Source organism: Rhodococcus sp. FH8, assembly GCF_019266085.1.
GTDB classification, from domain to species: Bacteria; Actinomycetota; Actinomycetes; order Mycobacteriales; family Mycobacteriaceae; genus Rhodococcus_F; species Rhodococcus_F qingshengii.
In genome coordinates this window covers 1-18,349 of the sequence record NZ_LPNQ01000081.1, presented here as the reverse complement: position 1 = coordinate 18,349, position 18,349 = coordinate 1, and the positions used below count along the sequence as shown (strand labels likewise).

Here is an 18,349-nt window from a genome sequence, read left to right as displayed (position 1 = left end):
GTTTCGGGCGCTTGGAAAGATTACATCAGGGACGGGCCGAAGTACCAATCGGCTGGTCAGAGCCGTTTCAGTACCGAATTGGACGCAGAATCAGCGGCCCTTACGGTCACGCTTCTCGCGCACTCGGACGGATACGCGGATCGGGCTGCCGTCGAAGTTGAACTCTTCACGCAGACGCCGCTCGATGAAGCGGCGGTAGCCGGCCTCGAGGAAGCCCGTGGTGAAGAGAACGAATGTAGGCGGGCGCGTGCTTGCCTGCGTCGCGAACATGATGCGAGGAAGGCGACCACCACGCATCGGAGGCGGCGTTGCTGCCACAACTTCCTTGAGCCAGGTGTTCAGGCGACCCGTGGGGATGCGCTTGTCCCAGGACTCCAGAGCCGTGTCGAGAGCCGGCACGAGCTTCGCCACGGCGCGACCGGTGTGGGCGGAGATGTTGACTCGCTGAGCCCACGGAACGCGGACCAGATCGCGGTCCACTTCCTTGTCCAGCATGAGTCGACGGTCCTCGTCCACGAGGTCCCACTTGTTGAATGCGATCACCAATGCACGTCCCGTGTCGGCCACCATGCTCAGAACACGCAGGTCCTGCTCGGTGATCGGCTCGTGTGCGTCGATGAGCAGGATCGCGACCTCAGCGGCCTCGATCGCGCTCTTCGTACGCAGCGACGCATAGAACTCGGCACCGCTGGCATGGCTGACACGCTTGCGCAGACCAGCCGTGTCGACGAAACGCCAAGGGCGCCCGCCGAGTTCGACGATGGAGTCGACGGGGTCGACGGTGGTGCCGGCAACATTGTGCACGACGGACCGCTCGTCACCGGACAGCTTGTTGAGCAAGCTGGACTTTCCGACATTCGGCTTTCCGACGAGAGCAACACGACGCGGACCGCCGCCGGGGATACCTTCACGCGGGGTTTCCGGCAGCTTCTCGAGAACCTCGTCGAGCAGGTCGCCGGTGCCGCGGCCGTGGGTCGCACTCACGGAGTACGGCTGACCGAGGCCCAACGACCACAGCGCTGCAACCTCGGACTCGGTGCGTCCGTCGTCTACCTTGTTGGCAACGAGGATGACCGGAGTCTTCGAGCGGCGAAGCACGCGAGCCACAGCTTCGTCCGTCGCCGTAGCGCCGACAACAGCGTCGACGACCAGGAGAATGGCATCAGCCGTTCCCATGGCCAACTCGGCCTGCCGGGCAACGGCCTGCTGAAGACCCTTTGCGTCGGGCTCCCATCCGCCGGTGTCCTGGACGAGGAAGCGTCGTCCGGCCCAGTTCGCCTCGTACGAGACACGGTCACGGGTAACGCCGGGGATGTCCTCGACTACCGCTTCACGACGGCCGATGATGCGGTTGACGAGCGTCGACTTGCCGACGTTCGGTCGACCGACAACAGCCAAGGTCGGGACGGCAATGTGCGCTTCGCCTTCGCCGTCCGCTTCGAGATCGGCGTAATCCCACTCCGATTCCTCGGACCAAGTTCCGTCACCGGCATATTCGGTTACCAGATCGTCGCTCACTGCACTGCTCCAGTTCTGTCGCTGACCACCAACAGCAACTTGGCGATCACATCTTCAATTCCCAATTCGCTCGTATCCACCAGAATGGAGTCGTCGGCAGGGCGCAACGGCGACACTGCCCGAGTCGAATCGAGATGGTCACGGCGCTGCACATCAGCCAGCACCGCTTCGTAATTGTCTTCACGGCCTTGGCCGATGTTCTGCGTATTGCGCCGTGCCGCACGGGTTTCCGCCGATGCGGTCAAGAAGATCTTGACGTCTGCATCGGGGAGTACGACGGTTCCGATGTCGCGACCTTCCACGACGATCCGCTCCGCACCCGCCGCCAGCTCACGCTGAGTGGCGACCAGCAGGTCGCGAACCTCGGGCACAGCCGAGACCGCGGAGACAGCCTTGGTGACCGCGTCGCCGCGGATCTCCTCACCGACGTCCGCGCCGTCGAGATGCACCTGCTCACTGCTTGGATCGGTACCGATGGACCACGGCAATGCCGCAACGGCAGCGGTGATCGCGGCGGAATCAGCCAGATCGATTCCCTGACGAAGCACGTGCAGGGTCGCGATCCGGTAAATGGCTCCGGTGTCGAGGTAGCGAGCACCCAAACGCTGCGCCAACGCGCGAGAGACGCTGGACTTGCCGGTTCCGGACGGTCCGTCCATAGCGACTACCAGCGGCATGGACGAATCGGTCACAGGCCGACCGCCTCGTACAGTCCACCGACCTCGCTACGTCCGAGGACGCGCTGCGTTCCCGGACGCTGATCGCCGAGGGCGACAACTCCGACGTTGGTGCGAACCAGACGGACAACGGGGTGACCGACGGCATCGAGGAGGCGACGCACGATGTGCTTACGACCCTCGTGCAGAACCAGCTTGACGAGCGTCTTGCCCTCGTTGATCTCGAGCACGGTGAACGCGTCCACCTTGGCCGGACCGTCGTCGAGGGTGACACCGTCGCGCAACTGCTTGCCGGTGCTGCGCTCGACAACGCCGTGAACCGTGGCGAGGTACGTCTTCGGAACCTCGAACGACGGGTGCATCAGGCGGTGAGCCAGATCGCCGTCGTTGGTGAAGAGGAGCAAGCCTTCGGTGTCGGCGTCGAGGCGGCCGACGTGGAAGAGTCGCTGACCCGACTGAACGCGCTCGGAGACGATGTCGCCGACGCACGGACGACCGAGATCGTCGGACATGGTGCACTGCCAGCCACGCGGCTTGTTCATCGCGAGGTAGACGAGGTCCTTCTGCACGACGACGCGGACGCCGTCGACACGAACCACTGCGTTCTCGGGGTCGACACGCAGACCCTGTTCGACCACGATGCGGCCGTCGACCTCGACGCGACCCTGGTCGATCAGCTCTTCAGCTGCACGGCGTGATGCGACGCCGGCCTGAGCCAGCACCTTCTGCAAGCGGACGCCGTCGCCCTTCGGCGGGCCGTCGTGCTTGGTGATCTCGGCATGCTGGTGACGCGCCGGCTTGGCGTTGGAGACCAACGGGTTCTGAGAGACGACACGCTGCGGCTTCTCGGTCTTCGGCTTGCCACGCTTGTTGGTCGCCGGCGGTGTGGGAGCTGCCGGGCGCTTGCGCGGAGGTCCGTCGAACTTGGATCCACGAGGTGCGTTCGACCATGCGCCGCCACGAGGAGCGTCGGGGCGTGCGCCGCGCTGATCGTCACTACGACGGTCAGCGCCGCCACGCGGTGCGCGACGGGCGTCGACGTGGGGGGTACGGCGGTCATCGCTGCGGGGTCCGCGGCGATCGTCCGTGCGCGGGCCGCGCCGATCGTCGTTGTAGCCACCACGACGGTCGTCCGTACGTGCGGGGCGACGGTCGTCGCTGCGCGGCGGGCGACGGTCATCATTGAATCCACCGCGACGGTCGTCCGTGCGGGGACGGTCGGATCCGGCGTTGCGGTCGTATCCGGAGGTACTGCGGGAAGTGTTGCTGCGTCCACCACGGGGCGCTTCGCTACGTGCGCCGCGGGGGGCGTCGCTGCGACCACCACGGGGGGCATCGCTGCGTGCGCCGCGGTTGTCGCGGGAGTTGTTACGGTCCGGTGTGCCATCTCGGCGAGCGGGATTGTTCACTTTTTTCCTGTCAGTTTTCTACTGTTTCCCGAGCGTGGTCGGGTCTTTCTCGGTGCTGACGAGCGCCGGGATTCCGGTCAGTCGTCGACTTCGGTGTCCACTACGTCAGCGGGCACGTCTGCCTTGTTCATTCTCGCAAATCGCGGATCGGATTCCAGGCTTTCGCTGATGTCGTCGATGAGATCGACATCAGGCAAGAGCGGGGCCAACTCCGGGAGCTCGCTCAGCGAGGCCAGGCCGAGCCGTTCGAGGAACAGTTCGGTCGTGGAGTACCGTGTCGCGTTGGTGTCCGGGTCAGGCCCGGCTTCCGCGATCAGTCCGCGGGCAAGGAGGGTGCGTACCACCCCGTCCACGTTGACGCCTCGTACCGCACTGATCCGCGCACGAGTCAACGGTTGACGGTATGCGACTACGGCCAAAGTTTCCAATGCCGCCCTGGTCAATTTGGTGCGTGCGCCGTCCAATAGCAGCTTTTCCACGTACGGGGCAAACTCTTGTCGCGTATACAGACGCCATCCGTCGCCCGCGTAGCGCAGGTCCATTCCGCTGCCGCGAGCGGTCAATGCGGCCGACATCGACGTCAGGCGTTCTTCGACTCGTTCCGGTGCGGTTCCGGTGACAGATGCGAGCTGGTTCACTTCGGCCGGCGAATCCACGACAAGCAGAAGCGACTCCAGCACGGCGTCGAGTTGGTCGTCGTCGAGTTCGAAATCGGGGGCGGAAACTTCGGACTCCGAGGCGTGTTCGGTAGGCTCGATCATCTCGTCTAGCTGCGAAGACTCTGGTTCCGTCGGCTCGGCGTTCATCCGTAGTCCTCCTCTGTGACCGGCGCGGCCGGGTCGTCTCCGGTCCAACTCACCATCAGCGGTCCGAGTGCTTCGGGTTGCTCGAACACAATGACCTGCCGGCGATACAACTCGAGCAACGCGAGAAATCTTGCGACTATCTCGACGGTGATCTCACACTCGGCAACGAGGTCCCCGAAGGGGGTCCACTCCCCTATGCCTCGCTCGCGCAGCAACTCGAGAATTCGCTCGGCCTGCTCGGGTATCGAGATATTGGACACATGGAGGTGATCGAGGCCCACCGTCGGCACCGGACGTGGTGTGAACACAGTCGCCGCGATCTCCGCAAAACGCTGAGGGTCGACGCCCAACAACACCTCGGGCAGGAGTTCGGTGAACTGATCCTCGACGGCAACCGAGCGCGGATAGCGCCGCAGCGCTGCTTCCTCCAACTCACCGAACAGCGCCGCAACTTGTTTGTACGCCCGGTACTGCAGCAGTCGCGCGAAGAGAAGGTCGCGGGCTTCGAGAAGCGCCAGATCCTCCGCGTCCTCGACCTGCCCGGCGGGCAACAGCCTGGCCGCTTTCAGGTCCAGAAGCGTAGCTGCGACGACCAGAAACTCTGTTGTCTGATCGAGGCCCATCGCACTGCCAAGTTCCTTGGTGTATGCGATGAAATCGTCAGTGACGGTGTGCAGGGCGACTTCGGTGACATCGAGCTGTCGTTGATTGATCAGGTTCAACAGCAGATCGAACGGGCCTTCGAAGTTCCGGAGAGTGACTCGGAAACCGGCAGCCTTGGCTGCGGTCTGAGCGTCGGTCGGCACGTTCGGGTCGATCGAATCCGGCTCGACTTCGACCGAATCTTCTTGCGATGCAATCAGTTCCACTAACGACCAGACCGGTGAATGACCTCGCGGGCCAATGCTCGATATGCCTCGGCCCCAGCCGATTTCGGCGCCCACGTCGTGATCGGCTCACCGGCGACGCTGGTTTCGGGGAATCGCACGGTGCGGTTGATCACCGTGTCGTAGACGACGTCGCCGAACACCTCGACGACTCGCGCCATCACCTCACGAGCGTGCAGAGTCCGGGCGTCGAACATCGTGACGACGATACCGGCCAACTCGAGCTTGGGATTGAGACGATCGTGCACCTTTTCGACGGTGTCGTTGAGGAGTGCCAGGCCGCGCAGGCTGAAGTACTCGCATTCCATCGGAATGATGACCGAATCGGCGCAGGCCAGTGCATTCACCGTGAGCAGGCCAAGCGACGGCTGGCAGTCGATGAGCACGTAGTCGTACCGATCGAGAACAGGGTGCAACACGCGTCCCAAGGTCTGCTCACGTCCGACCTCGGTGACCAATTGGATCTCGGCGGCCGAAAGGTCGATGTTGCTGGGCAGCAGGTCGAGGCCGTCGACCCGAGTTCGCATCAACACATCGTCGATGGACACACGCGGTTCGACCAGAAGGTTATGGACGGTCAGTTCCAGGTCGTGATGCTGGACGCCCAGTCCAGCAGACAACGCGCCTTGGGGATCGAGATCCACCAGGAGCACTCGGCGACCGTATTCGGCCAACGACGCACCCAGGTTGATGGTCGACGTCGTCTTGCCGACGCCGCCCTTCTGGTTGCACATCGCGATGATCATCGCGGGTCCGTGGTGCGCCAACGGTGTCGGTTGGGGTACCTCGCGGACCGGTCGACCTGTCGGGCCGAGTTCTTCCGCGGAAACGGTGAGGGTTTCCGCAGGTGGAGAGGCTACTGGCGTCGTATCTATTTCGAACATCGCCTCTGGTTCGGAGGGTACAGCTGGTGCTGATTCGTTCACGCGCTCGAAGAGTTGGGCATTGACATGCGGCGGCGCGGACTCCGCCGCTGGTGGCTGCGATGTCGACACGGTCCGATGCTCCCCTACTCTTTCGGCGGTTGCTCTCGGCGCCGGCAAACCCCCGAAACTGCGGTGGAGGCCGCTCGCGCTCCTTGAACGCTACCGCTTACATCACCGAATGGTCTCGCAGACACGCATGAGCCAACCAACCCCTAACGGGCACGCGGGTGTGCCTGAGCCCACACTTCGCGCAACGCGGTGACGGTGACCAGTGTGTAGATCTGCGTCGTGGTTACCGAAGCGTGGCCAAGGAGTTCCTGCACGACACGTACGTCCGCGCCGCCGTCCAGCAGGTGTGTGGCAAACGAGTGCCTGAGCGTGTGGGGTGAGACGTCCGCCTTGATTCCAGCCGACGCCGCCGCATCCTGAAGTATCTGCCACGCGCTTTGACGCGAGAGGCGTCCACCGCGCGCGTTGAGAAAGAGGGCAGGAACACCGCGCGTCGCCAGGCTGGGGCGCCCGCGGACGAGATACGCGTCGACGGCGGCGATCGCCGGCCTGCCGACGGGGACGATCCGCTGCTTGCCGCCCTTGCCCTTGAGCAGCACGGAACGGGTTTCGGTGTCGATGTCGTCGACGTCCAGATCGATCGCCTCGGTGATGCGTGCTCCGGTCGAGTACAGAAGCTCGAGGAGAGCGCGATCCCTCAGGTCGCGGGGCCCGTCGCCGGCCGCACCGCCACCCGAAGCGTCGAGTAGGGCGATCACGTCGTCGAGCGGCAGAGCCTTCGGCAACTTGCGTCCGGGCGTCGGCGGCTTGACCGTTCGAGCCACATCGACACCGACCAGGCCCTCGGCGGCGGAGAACTTGTGGAATCCGCGGACCGCGATCAGGGTGCGTGCTGCCGAACTGGCCGCCAATGGTACGACGCCGGCATCTTTGTCACCCAGGCGCAGATGTGTCACGAATTCGGTGACGTCGTTCTCCGTCACGCCCGCGACGTCGTCGATGCCGCGTCCGTGCAGGTACTCCGCGTACCGATTCAGGTCGCGGCGATAGGAAAGTAGCGTATTGCGCGCAGATCCTCGCTCGACCGCTAGATGGTCGAGATACGAGTCCACCTGTCGGGCAAGCACTTCAGGCTCGCGACTTGCGTTCTCCGAATGCGCGAGGACGATCGGGCCACGGTGCGTCGGCGGGGCGTAGCGGCTTTCCCGTCGCGCGTGCGGTGGCGATCGCGAGAATGCCTGATACCGCTGTGGCATTGACGATGTCGCCGCGTAGCGCCATGTCGACGGCGTCGGCGAGCGGAACCCGCGAAATCTCGAGATCGGCTTCTTCGTGTTCGGGATCGTCGCGCTCCACCTCGTGCAACCCCTCGGCGAGGAAGACGCGAACCGCCTCGTCCGTGAACCCGGGTGAGAGAGCGACATCGACCAGCACCGACCACCGATCGGCGCCGAGTCCGGTTTCTTCGCCCAGCTCGCGCGCTGCCGCCTCGACCGGGCTCTCCCCCGCAGCGTCGAGCAGACCGGCAGGGATTTCCCACAACCGGTGCCCGAGCGGGTGACGGTACTGGTGAATCAGCACCAGGTTGTCGTGCTCGTCCAGTGCCACGACGGCAACGGCGCCGTGGTGTTCGACGACTTCCCGATCGGCACGCTGACCACCAGGCATCGCAACGGTGTCGACGCGCAACGCGATGATCGCGCCGGTGTAGACCGTCTTGGAGCCGAGGGTGTCGAATTCGTGCCGACCGGGATCGCTCATGTGTGGCTAGACCTTTTCCACGTTCTCGACTGCAGCGTCGAGCGCCGTCTCGGTGGCGGCGGTGTCGATCTTCTCGTCACCGTGGACGTCGACGGGCAGGCGCTCTTCGAGCTTGTACGTCAACGCTGCTTCGACGAAGGCGGCGAACAGCGGATGCGGGCGTGTCGGGCGGCTCTTGAGCTCCGGGTGTGCCTGGGTGGCAACGAAGAACGGATGCTGCTCACGCGGGTACTCGACGAACTCGACCAGGTGGCCGTCCGGTGAAGTTCCGCTGAACTGCAAGCCGGACTTGGCAATCCGGTCGCGGTAGGTGTTGTTGACCTCGTAGCGGTGACGGTGACGCTCGGAGACGTCCTCGGTTCCGTAGGCCTGAGCGACGACGGAACCCTTGGTCAGCACGGCCGGGTAGGCACCCAGACGCATGGTGCCACCGAGGTCGGCGTCACCAGCGATGACGTCTTCCTGATCGGCCATCGTGGAGATGACCGGGTGCTTGGTGTCCGGCTCGAACTCGGCCGAGTTGGCATCGTCGAGGCCGACGCTACGAGCTGCTTCGATGACGACGCACTGCAGACCCAGGCACAGACCCAGCAGCGGCAGCTTGCGCGAACGTGCGAAACGGATCGCGCCGAGCTTGCCTTCGATGCCGCGGATGCCGAAGCCGCCGGGGATCAGAACACCGTCGACGTCACCGAGAGCGGCCTGCGCTCCGGCTTCGGTCTCACAGGCGTCCGACGGGACCCAGGAGATCTCGACCTTGGACCGGTTCGCGAATCCACCGGCGCGCAGTGCCTCGGTGACGGATAGGTATGCGTCGGGCAGGTCGACATACTTGCCGACCAACGCGACCCGCACGGTCTCACGCGGCTGGTGAACACGATCGAGGAGGTTGCCCCACACGGTCCAGTCGACGTCGCGGAACGGGAGACCGAGCTGGCGAACGACGTAGGCGTCGAGGCCCTCACGGTGCAGAACCTTCGGGATGTCGTAGATCGAGGGAGCGTCGGGCGTCGAGATGCAGGCGTCGACGTCCACGTCGCACATCAGGGCGATCTTGTTCTTGAGGCCCTGCGGAACGTCACGATCGCAACGAAGGATCAGCGCGTCGGGCTGAATGCCGATGCTGCGCAACGACGCAACCGAGTGCTGCGTGGGCTTGGTCTTGAGTTCTCCGGAGGGGCCGAGGTACGGCACGAGGGAGACGTGCAGGAAGAAGACGTTGTCGCGGCCGACGTCGTGGCGGACCTGGCGAGCGGCTTCGAGGAAGGGCTGCGATTCGATGTCGCCGACGGTTCCACCGATTTCGGTGATCACGACATCCGGGCGGTGTCCCTGCAGATCCGGACCGCTCATCTCGAGGATGCGACGCTTGATCTCGTCGGTGATGTGCGGGATGACCTGAACGGTGTCACCGAGGTACTCGCCGCGGCGTTCCTTGGCGATGACCGTCGAGTACACCTGGCCGGTGGTGACGTTCGCCTGACCGGATAGGTCACGGTCGAGGAACCGCTCGTAGTGCCCGACATCGAGGTCGGTCTCGGCACCGTCTTCGGTGACGAAGACCTCGCCGTGCTGGAAGGGGTTCATGGTGCCCGGATCCACATTGAGATAGGGATCGAGCTTCTGCATGGTCACGCGCATTCCCCGCGCGGTCAACAACTGTCCCAGGCTCGAGGCGGTCAAACCTTTGCCGAGCGAGGAAGCTACACCTCCGCTGACGAAGATGTGCTTGGTGGCGGTACGCGTGTTAGTGCGTGACTGTGGCAAAGGGGCTCCCGTGACGACTGTGCAGGGCTTGGTCTGATGAAGCATGCTGGGGCCTGCCGACCCACGGGATTTCACGGTAACACCTATCGGGGGTCGGTGCCTACAACGCGCCGACTTTCCGCCCCCGATGTGACCGGCGTATCAATACCGGGGTGTTCAGTTGGTGGGTGCGCCGACGGTGACCGCCGCCGCTCCCGGTCCCGTGCCGTAGCGGCCGGCGCCGCCGTTCAACTGTTCCTGCAGCGCCAACGGCGTGGTGATCTTGCCCGACTCCCGATCGATGTTGTCGATGGTCGTCAAGCCCGCTGAGAGCGCCGCGTCCGCACGAGCGACGGCAACCGGACCACTGCCCTCGGCCGAGCCAGGCCGGCCCGCGAGAATCGTTCCGGCGCCGCGTCCGTCGAGAGCACCGGCAAACCGGGCGATGACGGCGCCGCGGTTACCGGTGGCTGCGTCGGATTCACTCTTGTTGTCGCCGGTGAGAACCACGGCGAGTTGAGCCGGCTTGACCGCTCCGTCGTCGTAGCTGATGAATCCGGCGCTACGCAGCGAGTCGAGCGCGAGATTCATCTCGTCCGGAGTGCTCTGCGGCTCGCTGTTCTGCCCGTTGAGAAGCAGAACCGAACCGAGCAGATCACCCGCGAGACTGCCCTGGTCGACCGCACCGGTCTTGAGTGTGATGCCCGCAGGGATGACATTGGTGACGACGGTCCGCAAGCGGTCACCGCCCGTGGCGTCGACAAACGAATCGGTGAGCGAGACGCGTCCGGTCACGGCACCGCCGGCGGCAGTGACGAGTCGGTTGACACCGTCGAGATCACCGGGATCGGCGTCCGGTGCCGTGATGACGACGACGGTGCGACCAGCGAGACTGTCGCGGACGACGCGACCGCCGACAGCGGCATCGAAGCCGTCCGCGGAATTGAGTTGCTGCTGAAGCTGATTGGACTGTTGATTGAGGTCTTCGATCTCGTTCTGCAGGTCCGCCTTGTCGTCGCGCAGACCCGAAAGCAATCCACTGGACAGCATTCCGGAACCGAGCACCACGCCGATCGCGAGTGCCAGGAAGATTGCCGCTATGGAAATTGCATGTTGACGCATCGAAATCACTTGAAGAGCCCCTGAACCCACAGCGCGAAGCTGTTCCACGTTGCGATTGCCCAGTCGAGAACTTCACTACCGGCATTGGACACGACCAGGGCGACGATCACTGCCACCAGGGCGGCGAGCACCAGGAGCGCGATCGCGCCGCCGGACACTCGACTTCGATACAGCGTTGCCACAGCCTTGGCGTCGACCAGTTTCGGTCCCACCTTGAGACGTGTCATGAACGCCGACGGATTGCTTTCACGACGCCCACGGTCGAAGAACTCGTCCAAGGACACCACGTTGCCGACCGTCACGATCAGTGAAGCTCCGTGGTGATCGGCGAGCAGCAACGCAAGGTCGGTCGGTGAGCAGGTCGCCGGGAACGTCATCGCCCCGATACCGAGATCCTGGATTCGGGAAAGCCCCGCCGCATGACCGTCCTGGTCTGCGGGCAGTACAACTTCCGCGCCGGACTTGAGGGTGGAACTGGTGATCTCTTCCGGGTCGCCCACGATCAGATCGGGGCGGTATCCGGCCTTGCTCAACACGTCCGCACCTGCGCCGACACCGATCAGGATCGGCGAATACTCCTTGATGAAGGGTTTGAGGTTCTTCAGATCGGCCTCGTGTTCGGGTCCGTCGGAGACGACCACGACGTGGCGATCCTTCAAGTCGATGTCGATGTCCGGAACACCGATTCCGTCGATCAGCAAAGGACTTTCGGTGCGGATGAACTCGATGGTGTTACCCGAGAACGCTTCCAGGTGATCGACCAGGCCGGTCTTGGCCTCGATCATCCGATCGGAGATCTCGGCCTCGGTCTGCTCTTCGCCCTTGACGAGGCTCTTCTCGCCGTTGAAGATCTCGCCCTCGTGCAGGCGGATCTTGCTGCCGTCCTTGACGTTCTTGAAGACGTCACCGTCTACGGCATCGATCAGAACGATGTCGTTGGCGACGATCACTTCCGGTCCGAGGTTGGGGTACCGCCCCGAAATCGACGGCGACGCGTTGACCACGGCCATGACTCCGGCTTTCACCAGAGCATCGGCGGTCCGGCGATCGATGTCGACTTCGTCGAGGATCACGATGTCTCCAGGACCGACGCGGCGTAGAAGCTTCGCCGTGTTCCGATCGGCCCTGGCGATGCCACTGATCCCAGGCAAGGATTCGGTGTTACGTGAGAGCAATCCGGGCATCTTCATGGCTTCGATGATGAACCTGAAACCGCGTTGACCGGTGGAGGCGCGCCGACAACTACCACATCAGTCACACCAACACCACAGAACCTTCAATCTGTGACGCGGGCCGCATTCGCGATCTCGAGCAGTTCTTCGGCGTGCGCACGACCGGTCTCGGTGTCGTCCAGCCCTGCCAACATACGGGCCAATTCGACCACCCGATCCGAATCCGACAAAGTCCGCACGCCACTGCTCACCACTCCGCCTTTGTCGTCGACCTTGTCCACCACGAGGTGGGTGTCGGCAAACGCAGCAACCTGCGGAAGGTGGGTGACGACGATAACCTGATGCGTACGAGCAAGTTTCGCCAATCGGCGGCCGATCTCGACAGCAGCGCGACCACCGACCCCCGCGTCCACTTCGTCGAAAACCATCGTCGCGCCGGTGTCGCTACCAGCGAGAACAACCTCGAGCGCCAGCATGACGCGTGACAGCTCGCCACCGGAAGCGCTCTTGCTGATCGGAAGTGACGGTGCCCCGCTGTGCGCAGACAGACGGAATTCCACCTCGTCGACGCCGGCAGACCCGGCATGAAGGTCTACTCCCCCGACGCTGAGCGGCGCCGAGTCCTGCGGGCCGGCAGGCTGAGAACGGACGGTCACCTCGAGACCCGCACGTCCCATCGCCAGACCGGCGAGTTCCGCGCTGACGGCTTTGGCGAGCTTTGCCGCTGCCTTGACTCGCGCGGCGCTCAGCTTTGTGGCGGCTTCCGCGGTGAGGCCAGCCGTCTCCTCGACCTGCTTGGCCAACAGCGACAACGCATCCGAGGACACGTCGAGTTTGGACAGACGAGCGCGAGCGGTATCTGCCCATTCGAGAACACCGTCGACATCGGCGGCGTACTTGCGAGTCAGAGTCTTCAGTTCCGATTGCCGCGACAGCAGCGAGTCCAGAGCACCCGGGTCTGCGGGCAGCCCGGACAGATAGGTGTTCAGGTCACCGGCAACATCGGTGACGACGGCAATAGCGTCGGCCAACCGGGAACCGAGGCCGTCCAGATCGGCGTCTGTGACCGACTCGATACGCGCCCGCGCTTCGGACATCAGGTCTAGCGCCGGCATTACCCCGACGTCGCCGCTGGCCATGTCGTCACTACCGGCGAGCGCAGCGTGCGCCTCTTCCGCAGCCGAGCGGAGCGAATCGAGTTCACTGAGTCGACGAACTTCGGCAACGATCGCCGTGTCCTCGCCTGGCTCGGGTGCCACGCCGTCGATTTCGTTCAGCGCGAAGGTCAACTGATCTGCTTCTTGCGCCAGTTCACGAGCCTTCGACGTGCGTTCGATCAACTCCGAACGAGCATCGAGCCATTCACGACGGTGTTTGCGGTACCTCGTCAGCAGCGTTCCGATTGCCTTGTCCCCGAAGCGGTCCAGCGCATTGCGTTGCTGGTCGGGACGAAGCAATCGCAGCTGATCGTTCTGCCCGTGGACAGTCAGAAGTGGGTCCGTGAATTCGGAGAGAACTCCCGCCGGCACGCTTCGTCCGCCGAGATGAGCCCGTGAGCGGCCGTCGCTGCCGACTGTCCGGACGGCGATGATGGTCCCGTCCTCGTCGCGCTCGGCGCCGGACGATTCCAGGATTCGGACGATCTCACGCTCGGTGGCCGGTGAGACGTCGTCGGCGATGAATCGTCCTTCGACGACGGCTCGCGACGCGCCCAACCGCACCCGACCGGCATCGGCTCGCGCTCCGCTGAGGAGGTGCAAGCTGGTGACGACCATCGTTTTACCTGCGCCGGTTTCACCGGTCAGGACAGTCAGGCCCTCGTGGAACTGGGCGCTGGCCTCGGAGATCACACCAAGACTGTCGATACGGATCTCTGCGAGCACGATTAGGGCTTCCTTCCTCGCCATCCGGTAACCGGAAGCTCGAACTTGCGAACCATCCGATCAGCGAAAGGCGCAGAGTCCAACCGGACCCACTTGACGGGAGTGGCGCCGCGAACGATCTCGACGCGAGCGCCGGCAGGCAGTTCCAAGGTACGACGCCCGTCGCAGAAGACCAGGCCGTCGTGGCTGCCTGCGACGGTCTCCACCGCGATTATCGAATTCGGGCTGGTGACCAACGGTCGCGCGAACAGCGCGTGCGCGTTGCTGGGTACGACGAGCAACGCTTCGAGTTCGGGCCACACGACGGGGCCGCCTGCGGAAAATGCGTAAGCGGTCGAGCCTGTGGGAGTTGACACGAGAACACCGTCGCAACCGAACGCAGACACCGGTCTGCCGTCGACTTCGAGGACAACTTCGAGAACTCCCAGACGCGAACGGTTCTCGATACTGGCCTCGTTGAGCGCCCACCCGCGGTCGATGATCTCGTCGTCCACCCGAATCACGACGTCGAGTGTCATACGGGACTCGACGCGATATTCCTTGCGAACTACCTGTGCGAGAGCCTCGTCGAGATGCTCGGCCTCGGTCTCTGCCAGAAATCCGATCCGTCCGAGGTTGATGCCCAGTACCGGAATGGACGCTTCTTGAGCGAGTTCGGCGGCGCGCAGAAATGTGCCGTCACCACCGAGAACCAGAACTAACTCGCATCCGACGGCAGCATCAGGGCCGGGATGAACAACCGTGACGTCGAGACCCGGCGCAGAGAAGCCCGCGGGTTCCGTCATTGCTTCGATGCGCGAGCTGTCTGCTTCGTCGACGAGGACTCGCAGCCCGATTCCCGCCCGTTCGAAAATCTTCCCGACTCGCTTGGCGGTTTCCGTGATGTCACGTCGACCAGGGTGTGCGACAAGAAGGATCTCGCGCGACTCGCCGTTCGTGACCGCGTTCACTGGGGCCCTTCCTCTACAGCCTTGCGAATCATGTCCTCCACCGAAGGAATTCCCTCGGTGTCCGGCTCGTGATCACCGGGCGAACCTGTCTTTCGAAGCCACAGGAAATACTCGACATTTCCCGACGGACCGGGCAATGGGCTGGCCACAACACCTAACGTCCGCAGACCTACCTTTGCAGCAGCCTCCGACACGTCGAGCACAGCCGAGATTCGCAATTCCGGATCTCGTACGACGCCACCAGCACCGACGCGGTCCTTGCCCACCTCGAACTGAGGCTTCACCATCGGAACCAGGTCCGCGCCGTCAGCAGTACAGGCGACAAACGCACCGAGTACGAGCTTGAGAGATATGAACGACAGATCCGCCACAACCAGATCGACGGTTCCGCCGATAGTCTCCGCATCAATCGCACGAACATTGGTTCGGTCGATGACGTGCACCCGGTCGTCGGACTGCAGCCGCCACACCAGTTGTCCGTAACCGACGTCGACTGCGACAACTTCTTTCGCACCACGCGTCAGCAGAACATCGGTGAACCCACCGGTGGATGCGCCGGCGTCGAGGCAACGGCGACCTTCGACCGTCAATCCTTCGGCACCGAAGGCGTCGAGTGCGCCGATCAGTTTGTGAGCACCTCGCGACGCCCACGAAACTTCCTGCTCCACCTCGACGACCCGAAGCGGAGTACCGGCTTCGATCGCCGTCGCAGGCTTGGTCGCAACGGCTCCCGAGATGAGAACTCGCCCGGCGGAAATCAGTTCTTGCGCATGATCTCGTGACCGTGCGAGTCCGCGACGGACAAGTTCGGCGTCCACCCGTGCTCTACGTGCCACGTCAAGCCCTGTCCACAGAGGCGAGTGCCTGGACGAGCACCTCGTGTGCCTGTTCCAAAATATGTGCCTTCTGCGGAATCACACCTGCTCCGTGCTGATCGTTCGGATCCTGTTCGATGCCGCCGAGGCGCGCCAGCAAACCGTCGACGTCAGAACGTATGCGTTCCGGATCGACGGAAGGGCGTGGCCCGGGCAACGGAGATCCGTTACTCGTGTTTCCGGGGTGCGGTGTCGGCGTGCTCATCGGGCACAACGTTAGTGCATGACTCTCGGTTACGCATACACCCACACCCCCGCGAGTCGAACACATTTGCGAGAGATCAGACGAGCCAGGATGCAAACAGATCCGCCACGCCGGCATCCGACGCTTCCAGGGTCCGGAACGACGGATTAGCCCATGCGACAGGCGCAACCGCACGTAGAAGCGACATCTCGTCCCCGACAACCGGGCCGTCGACAACCAGCGCCGACCCGTTCACTGAAACAGACCACTTGGAGTCCGCACCGACCAGCGATTCGACGGCCGGCTGATTGAGCGAATCCAGAGTTGCTGCAATGTAGGTGGGGCGCTGCTCAATCGGAGCCCGTAGTACGTCGCCCGGCGTGCTCACACCGGTGAGAACCAACAACGAGTCGATCGAAACAGCGTGTGCGCCTTCGATATCGGTGTCCAAACGATCACCGACCACCAGCGGACGTGAGCACCCACTGCGAGCGAGCGCGTCCTCCATCAGCGGTGCAGCAGGCTTACCTGCCACCAACGGTTCCCGCTTGGTCGCAGCGCGTAGAGCTGCCACCATCGAGCCGTTGCCCAGCACCAAACCCCGCTCCGACGGCAGCGTTGTGTCCAGGTTTGCCGCTACCCACAGCGCACCGGCCCGGATCGCCAAGCACGCCTCGGCAAGGATCGACCAGTTGGTCTCCGTCGAATGTCCTTGAACGACAGCAACCGGAGAATCCGCGAATTCGCGCACCGGAAGCAACCCGACGCGCGTCACCTCGTCGGCCAATGCGTCGGTACCGACGACGAGCACAGCGGCACCGGGTTCGAGACGCTCCGCCAACAGACGCACCGCCGTCTGAGAACTGGTGACGACACGATCGTCTTCGGAATCGAAACCGAGTTCGGTCAGATGCGCCGACACTGCCGAAGGTGAGCGACTCGCATTGTTGGTCACGTAGTACAAGGCCTGCGTGCCCTGACCGAGAGCTGCCTGGGTGCCGGGAATCGCATGAGCTCCGGCGTACAGCGTGCCGTCGAGATCGAGCAAAAGTACGTCGTACTGAGTACGAAGCACGGTCACTGATCTTCTCCGGTCAACTCGGCCACCCGTTCTTCAGCATCCGTGTCACCCTCGAGGTCAGCAGCTGCAGCGTTGAGGAACCACTTCAGTCCGTCTTCGACACGACCAGCTGCAACGAGGGCATCGGCGTAGGCGTAGAACAGCCGAGCCGCAGCTTCACCGGTACGCGCTGCGTCCAGATCCTTGGTCTGCAGTGTGACAACTGCCTGATCGAACTGACCGAGATCCATGCGGGCGCCTGCGACGACGATCCTCAACTCAGACGCCTCGTCGCCCGAAAGCAGGGCAGCCTCGTCGCTACGGCCGAGCTCGATCGCGCGTTCTGGTCGACCCAAACCGCGTTCGCAGTCGGCCATGACAGCGATCAGACCCGGTCCACCAGCCATTCGACGGGCAGCACGAAGCTCGGAGAGAGCTTCAGCCCATTCACCGGCGTGGTACGCGGTGATTCCGGCAGCTTCACGAACGACCGCAATTCGGCCGGCGCGCTGACGCGCAGCGCGAGCGTGGAGCAGTGCGAGTTCCGGATCTTCGTCGACGAGCTTGCCCGCCATGACGAGGTGACGCGCAACTGTGTTGGCGTTGTCCTTGTCGAGGCTGAGCAGATCCCGACGAACGGCCGGGTCCAACTCGGTGGGCTCTACGTTGTCGGGCAAATCCGGTTCGTCAGGTCGTGCTTGCTGACGGTTGCGGTCGCCGTCGCGTCCACGAGGGGTGAACCCACCCTCGCCGCCGCGACGCTGTCCGCCGTTGAATCCGCCGCCGCGGTTACTGTTTCCAGCACCGCCACGGTTGTTGTCTCCGGCACCACCGCGGCGGTCTCCGCCTGCAGCGCCGCGTGATCCACGCCCGTCGTTGTCACGACGGGGGCCACCTGATCGAGGCGCTCCTCCCCCACGGAAGGACCGACGCTCGTCGCCATTCTCCGACACAGTCATTCCTCTCATACAACGCACGAAAGGGGACCCAATATGTTGGGTCCCCTTTCGGTTAACGGGTGTTCGGCGGTGTCCTACTCTCCCACACCCTGTCGAGTGCAGTACCATCGGCGCTGAAGGGCTTAGCTTCCGGGTTCGGAATGGGACCGGGCGTTTCCCCTTCGCTATGACCGCCGTAACTCTATGAAACTGTCACAGTAACCTTCTTCTGATCACCTGGTTTCACCGTGCATCAACCCGAACCCGTTACGGGGTGGATGGATGACGGAGAAATCATGTTCTCATCAGTATCTGTGTGTTGTTTCAGATACCGCACAGTGGACGCGTAGCTTCTTTGTGGTAAGTCCTCGGCCTATTAGTACCAGTCACCTGCATGCATTACTGCACTTCCAGTTCTGGCCTATC

The 18,349-nt window shown here is 63.6% G+C and carries 17 protein-coding genes and 1 rRNA gene; all 18 read right to left on the bottom strand.

Annotation, left to right across the window (positions count from 1 at the left end; translation table 11 throughout):
* Nucleotides 1–90 precede the first annotated feature (90 nt).
* On the bottom strand, nucleotides 91–1,518 hold the full coding sequence (gene der, locus ATN38_RS29975; RefSeq protein WP_003946199.1) for a ribosome biogenesis GTPase Der: 1,428 nt from the start codon (nucleotides 1,516–1,518) through the stop codon (nucleotides 91–93).
* Nucleotides 1,515–2,195, bottom strand: coding sequence for a (d)CMP kinase (cmk, locus tag ATN38_RS29970; RefSeq protein ID WP_175280110.1), 681 nt, complete (start codon nucleotides 2,193–2,195; stop codon nucleotides 1,515–1,517). Before cmk ends, der begins: the two co-directional genes overlap by 4 nt.
* 11 nt (nucleotides 2,196–2,206) lie before the next feature.
* On the bottom strand, nucleotides 2,207–3,604 hold the full coding sequence (locus tag ATN38_RS29965) for a pseudouridine synthase (RefSeq protein WP_075833298.1): 1,398 nt from the start codon (nucleotides 3,602–3,604) through the stop codon (nucleotides 2,207–2,209).
* 77 nt (nucleotides 3,605–3,681) lie between these two features.
* Nucleotides 3,682–4,365: an SMC-Scp complex subunit ScpB gene (gene scpB / locus ATN38_RS29960; RefSeq protein WP_050794096.1), complete on the bottom strand. Its 684-nt coding sequence runs from the start codon at nucleotides 4,363–4,365 to the stop codon at nucleotides 3,682–3,684.
* A 41-nt stretch (nucleotides 4,366–4,406) separates the two neighbouring features.
* Complete coding sequence (locus ATN38_RS29955) at nucleotides 4,407–5,228, bottom strand: ScpA family protein (RefSeq protein WP_046379919.1); 822 nt, start codon at nucleotides 5,226–5,228, stop codon at nucleotides 4,407–4,409.
* Nucleotides 5,229–5,278: 50 nt separating this feature from the next.
* Entirely contained in the window at nucleotides 5,279–6,292 is a 1,014-nt protein-coding gene (locus ATN38_RS29950; RefSeq protein ID WP_003946138.1) for a ParA family protein, read from the bottom strand.
* A gap of 143 nt (nucleotides 6,293–6,435) precedes the next feature.
* Nucleotides 6,436–7,359 carry a site-specific tyrosine recombinase XerD gene (xerD, locus tag ATN38_RS29945; RefSeq protein ID WP_050656157.1) on the bottom strand — a complete coding sequence of 308 codons (924 nt, stop codon included), beginning with the start codon at nucleotides 7,357–7,359 and terminating at the stop codon, nucleotides 6,436–6,438.
* Nucleotide 7,360: 1 nt separating this feature from the next.
* The gene (locus ATN38_RS29940) at nucleotides 7,361–7,993 is read right to left on the bottom strand and encodes an NUDIX hydrolase (protein WP_019748589.1); all 633 of its coding nucleotides are present in this window, start codon (nucleotides 7,991–7,993) and stop codon (nucleotides 7,361–7,363) included.
* A 6-nt stretch (nucleotides 7,994–7,999) separates the two neighbouring features.
* Nucleotides 8,000–9,760: a CTP synthase gene (locus ATN38_RS29935; protein ID WP_003946139.1), complete on the bottom strand. Its 1,761-nt coding sequence runs from the start codon at nucleotides 9,758–9,760 to the stop codon at nucleotides 8,000–8,002.
* Nucleotides 9,761–9,916: 156 nt separating this feature from the next.
* A complete protein-coding gene (locus tag ATN38_RS29930; RefSeq protein ID WP_007731900.1) occupies nucleotides 9,917–10,870 on the bottom strand; it encodes a copper transporter in 954 nt (317 codons plus the stop codon).
* Nucleotides 10,867–12,051 (bottom strand): putative cytokinetic ring protein SteA, encoded by a 1,185-nt coding sequence (steA, locus tag ATN38_RS29925; RefSeq protein WP_007731902.1) that lies wholly within the window; start codon nucleotides 12,049–12,051, stop codon nucleotides 10,867–10,869. The genes ATN38_RS29930 and steA overlap by 4 nt, the downstream gene beginning before the upstream one ends.
* Nucleotides 12,052–12,137: 86 nt before the next feature.
* Entirely contained in the window at nucleotides 12,138–13,916 is a 1,779-nt protein-coding gene (gene recN / locus ATN38_RS29920) for a DNA repair protein RecN (RefSeq protein WP_003946143.1), read from the bottom strand.
* Nucleotides 13,917–13,918: 2 nt separating this feature from the next.
* On the bottom strand, nucleotides 13,919–14,866 hold the full coding sequence (locus ATN38_RS29915) for an NAD kinase (RefSeq protein WP_003946132.1): 948 nt from the start codon (nucleotides 14,864–14,866) through the stop codon (nucleotides 13,919–13,921).
* Nucleotides 14,863–15,702 (bottom strand): TlyA family RNA methyltransferase, encoded by an 840-nt coding sequence (locus ATN38_RS29910; protein WP_003946142.1) that lies wholly within the window; start codon nucleotides 15,700–15,702, stop codon nucleotides 14,863–14,865. Before ATN38_RS29910 ends, ATN38_RS29915 begins: the two co-directional genes overlap by 4 nt.
* Nucleotide 15,703: 1 nt before the next feature.
* Entirely contained in the window at nucleotides 15,704–15,946 is a 243-nt protein-coding gene (locus ATN38_RS29905) for a hypothetical protein (protein WP_003946140.1), read from the bottom strand.
* A 76-nt stretch (nucleotides 15,947–16,022) separates the two neighbouring features.
* Nucleotides 16,023–17,006 (bottom strand): HAD-IIA family hydrolase, encoded by a 984-nt coding sequence (locus ATN38_RS29900; protein ID WP_192712365.1) that lies wholly within the window; start codon nucleotides 17,004–17,006, stop codon nucleotides 16,023–16,025.
* On the bottom strand, nucleotides 17,003–17,944 hold the full coding sequence (locus ATN38_RS29895; RefSeq protein WP_073513327.1) for a hypothetical protein: 942 nt from the start codon (nucleotides 17,942–17,944) through the stop codon (nucleotides 17,003–17,005). The genes ATN38_RS29900 and ATN38_RS29895 overlap by 4 nt, the downstream gene beginning before the upstream one ends.
* Nucleotides 17,945–18,005: 61 nt before the next feature.
* A 5S ribosomal RNA gene (rrf, locus tag ATN38_RS29890) occupies nucleotides 18,006–18,122 on the bottom strand.
* Nucleotides 18,123–18,349: the final 227 nt, after the last annotated feature.

Coding starts and splice junctions, on each gene's coding strand:
- cmk (WP_175280110.1), bottom strand. CDS start 2,195: ATGCCGCTGGTAGTCGCTATGGACGGACCGTCCGGAACCGGCAAGTCC.
- scpB (WP_050794096.1), bottom strand. CDS start 4,365: ATGATCGAGCCTACCGAACACGCCTCGGAGTCCGAAGTTTCCGCCCCC.
- ATN38_RS29940 (WP_019748589.1), bottom strand. CDS start 7,993: ATGAGCGATCCCGGTCGGCACGAATTCGACACCCTCGGCTCCAAGACG.
- steA (WP_007731902.1), bottom strand. CDS start 12,051: ATGAAGATGCCCGGATTGCTCTCACGTAACACCGAATCCTTGCCTGGG.
- ATN38_RS29905 (WP_003946140.1), bottom strand. CDS start 15,946: ATGAGCACGCCGACACCGCACCCCGGAAACACGAGTAACGGATCTCCG.
- ATN38_RS29895 (WP_073513327.1), bottom strand. CDS start 17,944: ATGACTGTGTCGGAGAATGGCGACGAGCGTCGGTCCTTCCGTGGGGGA.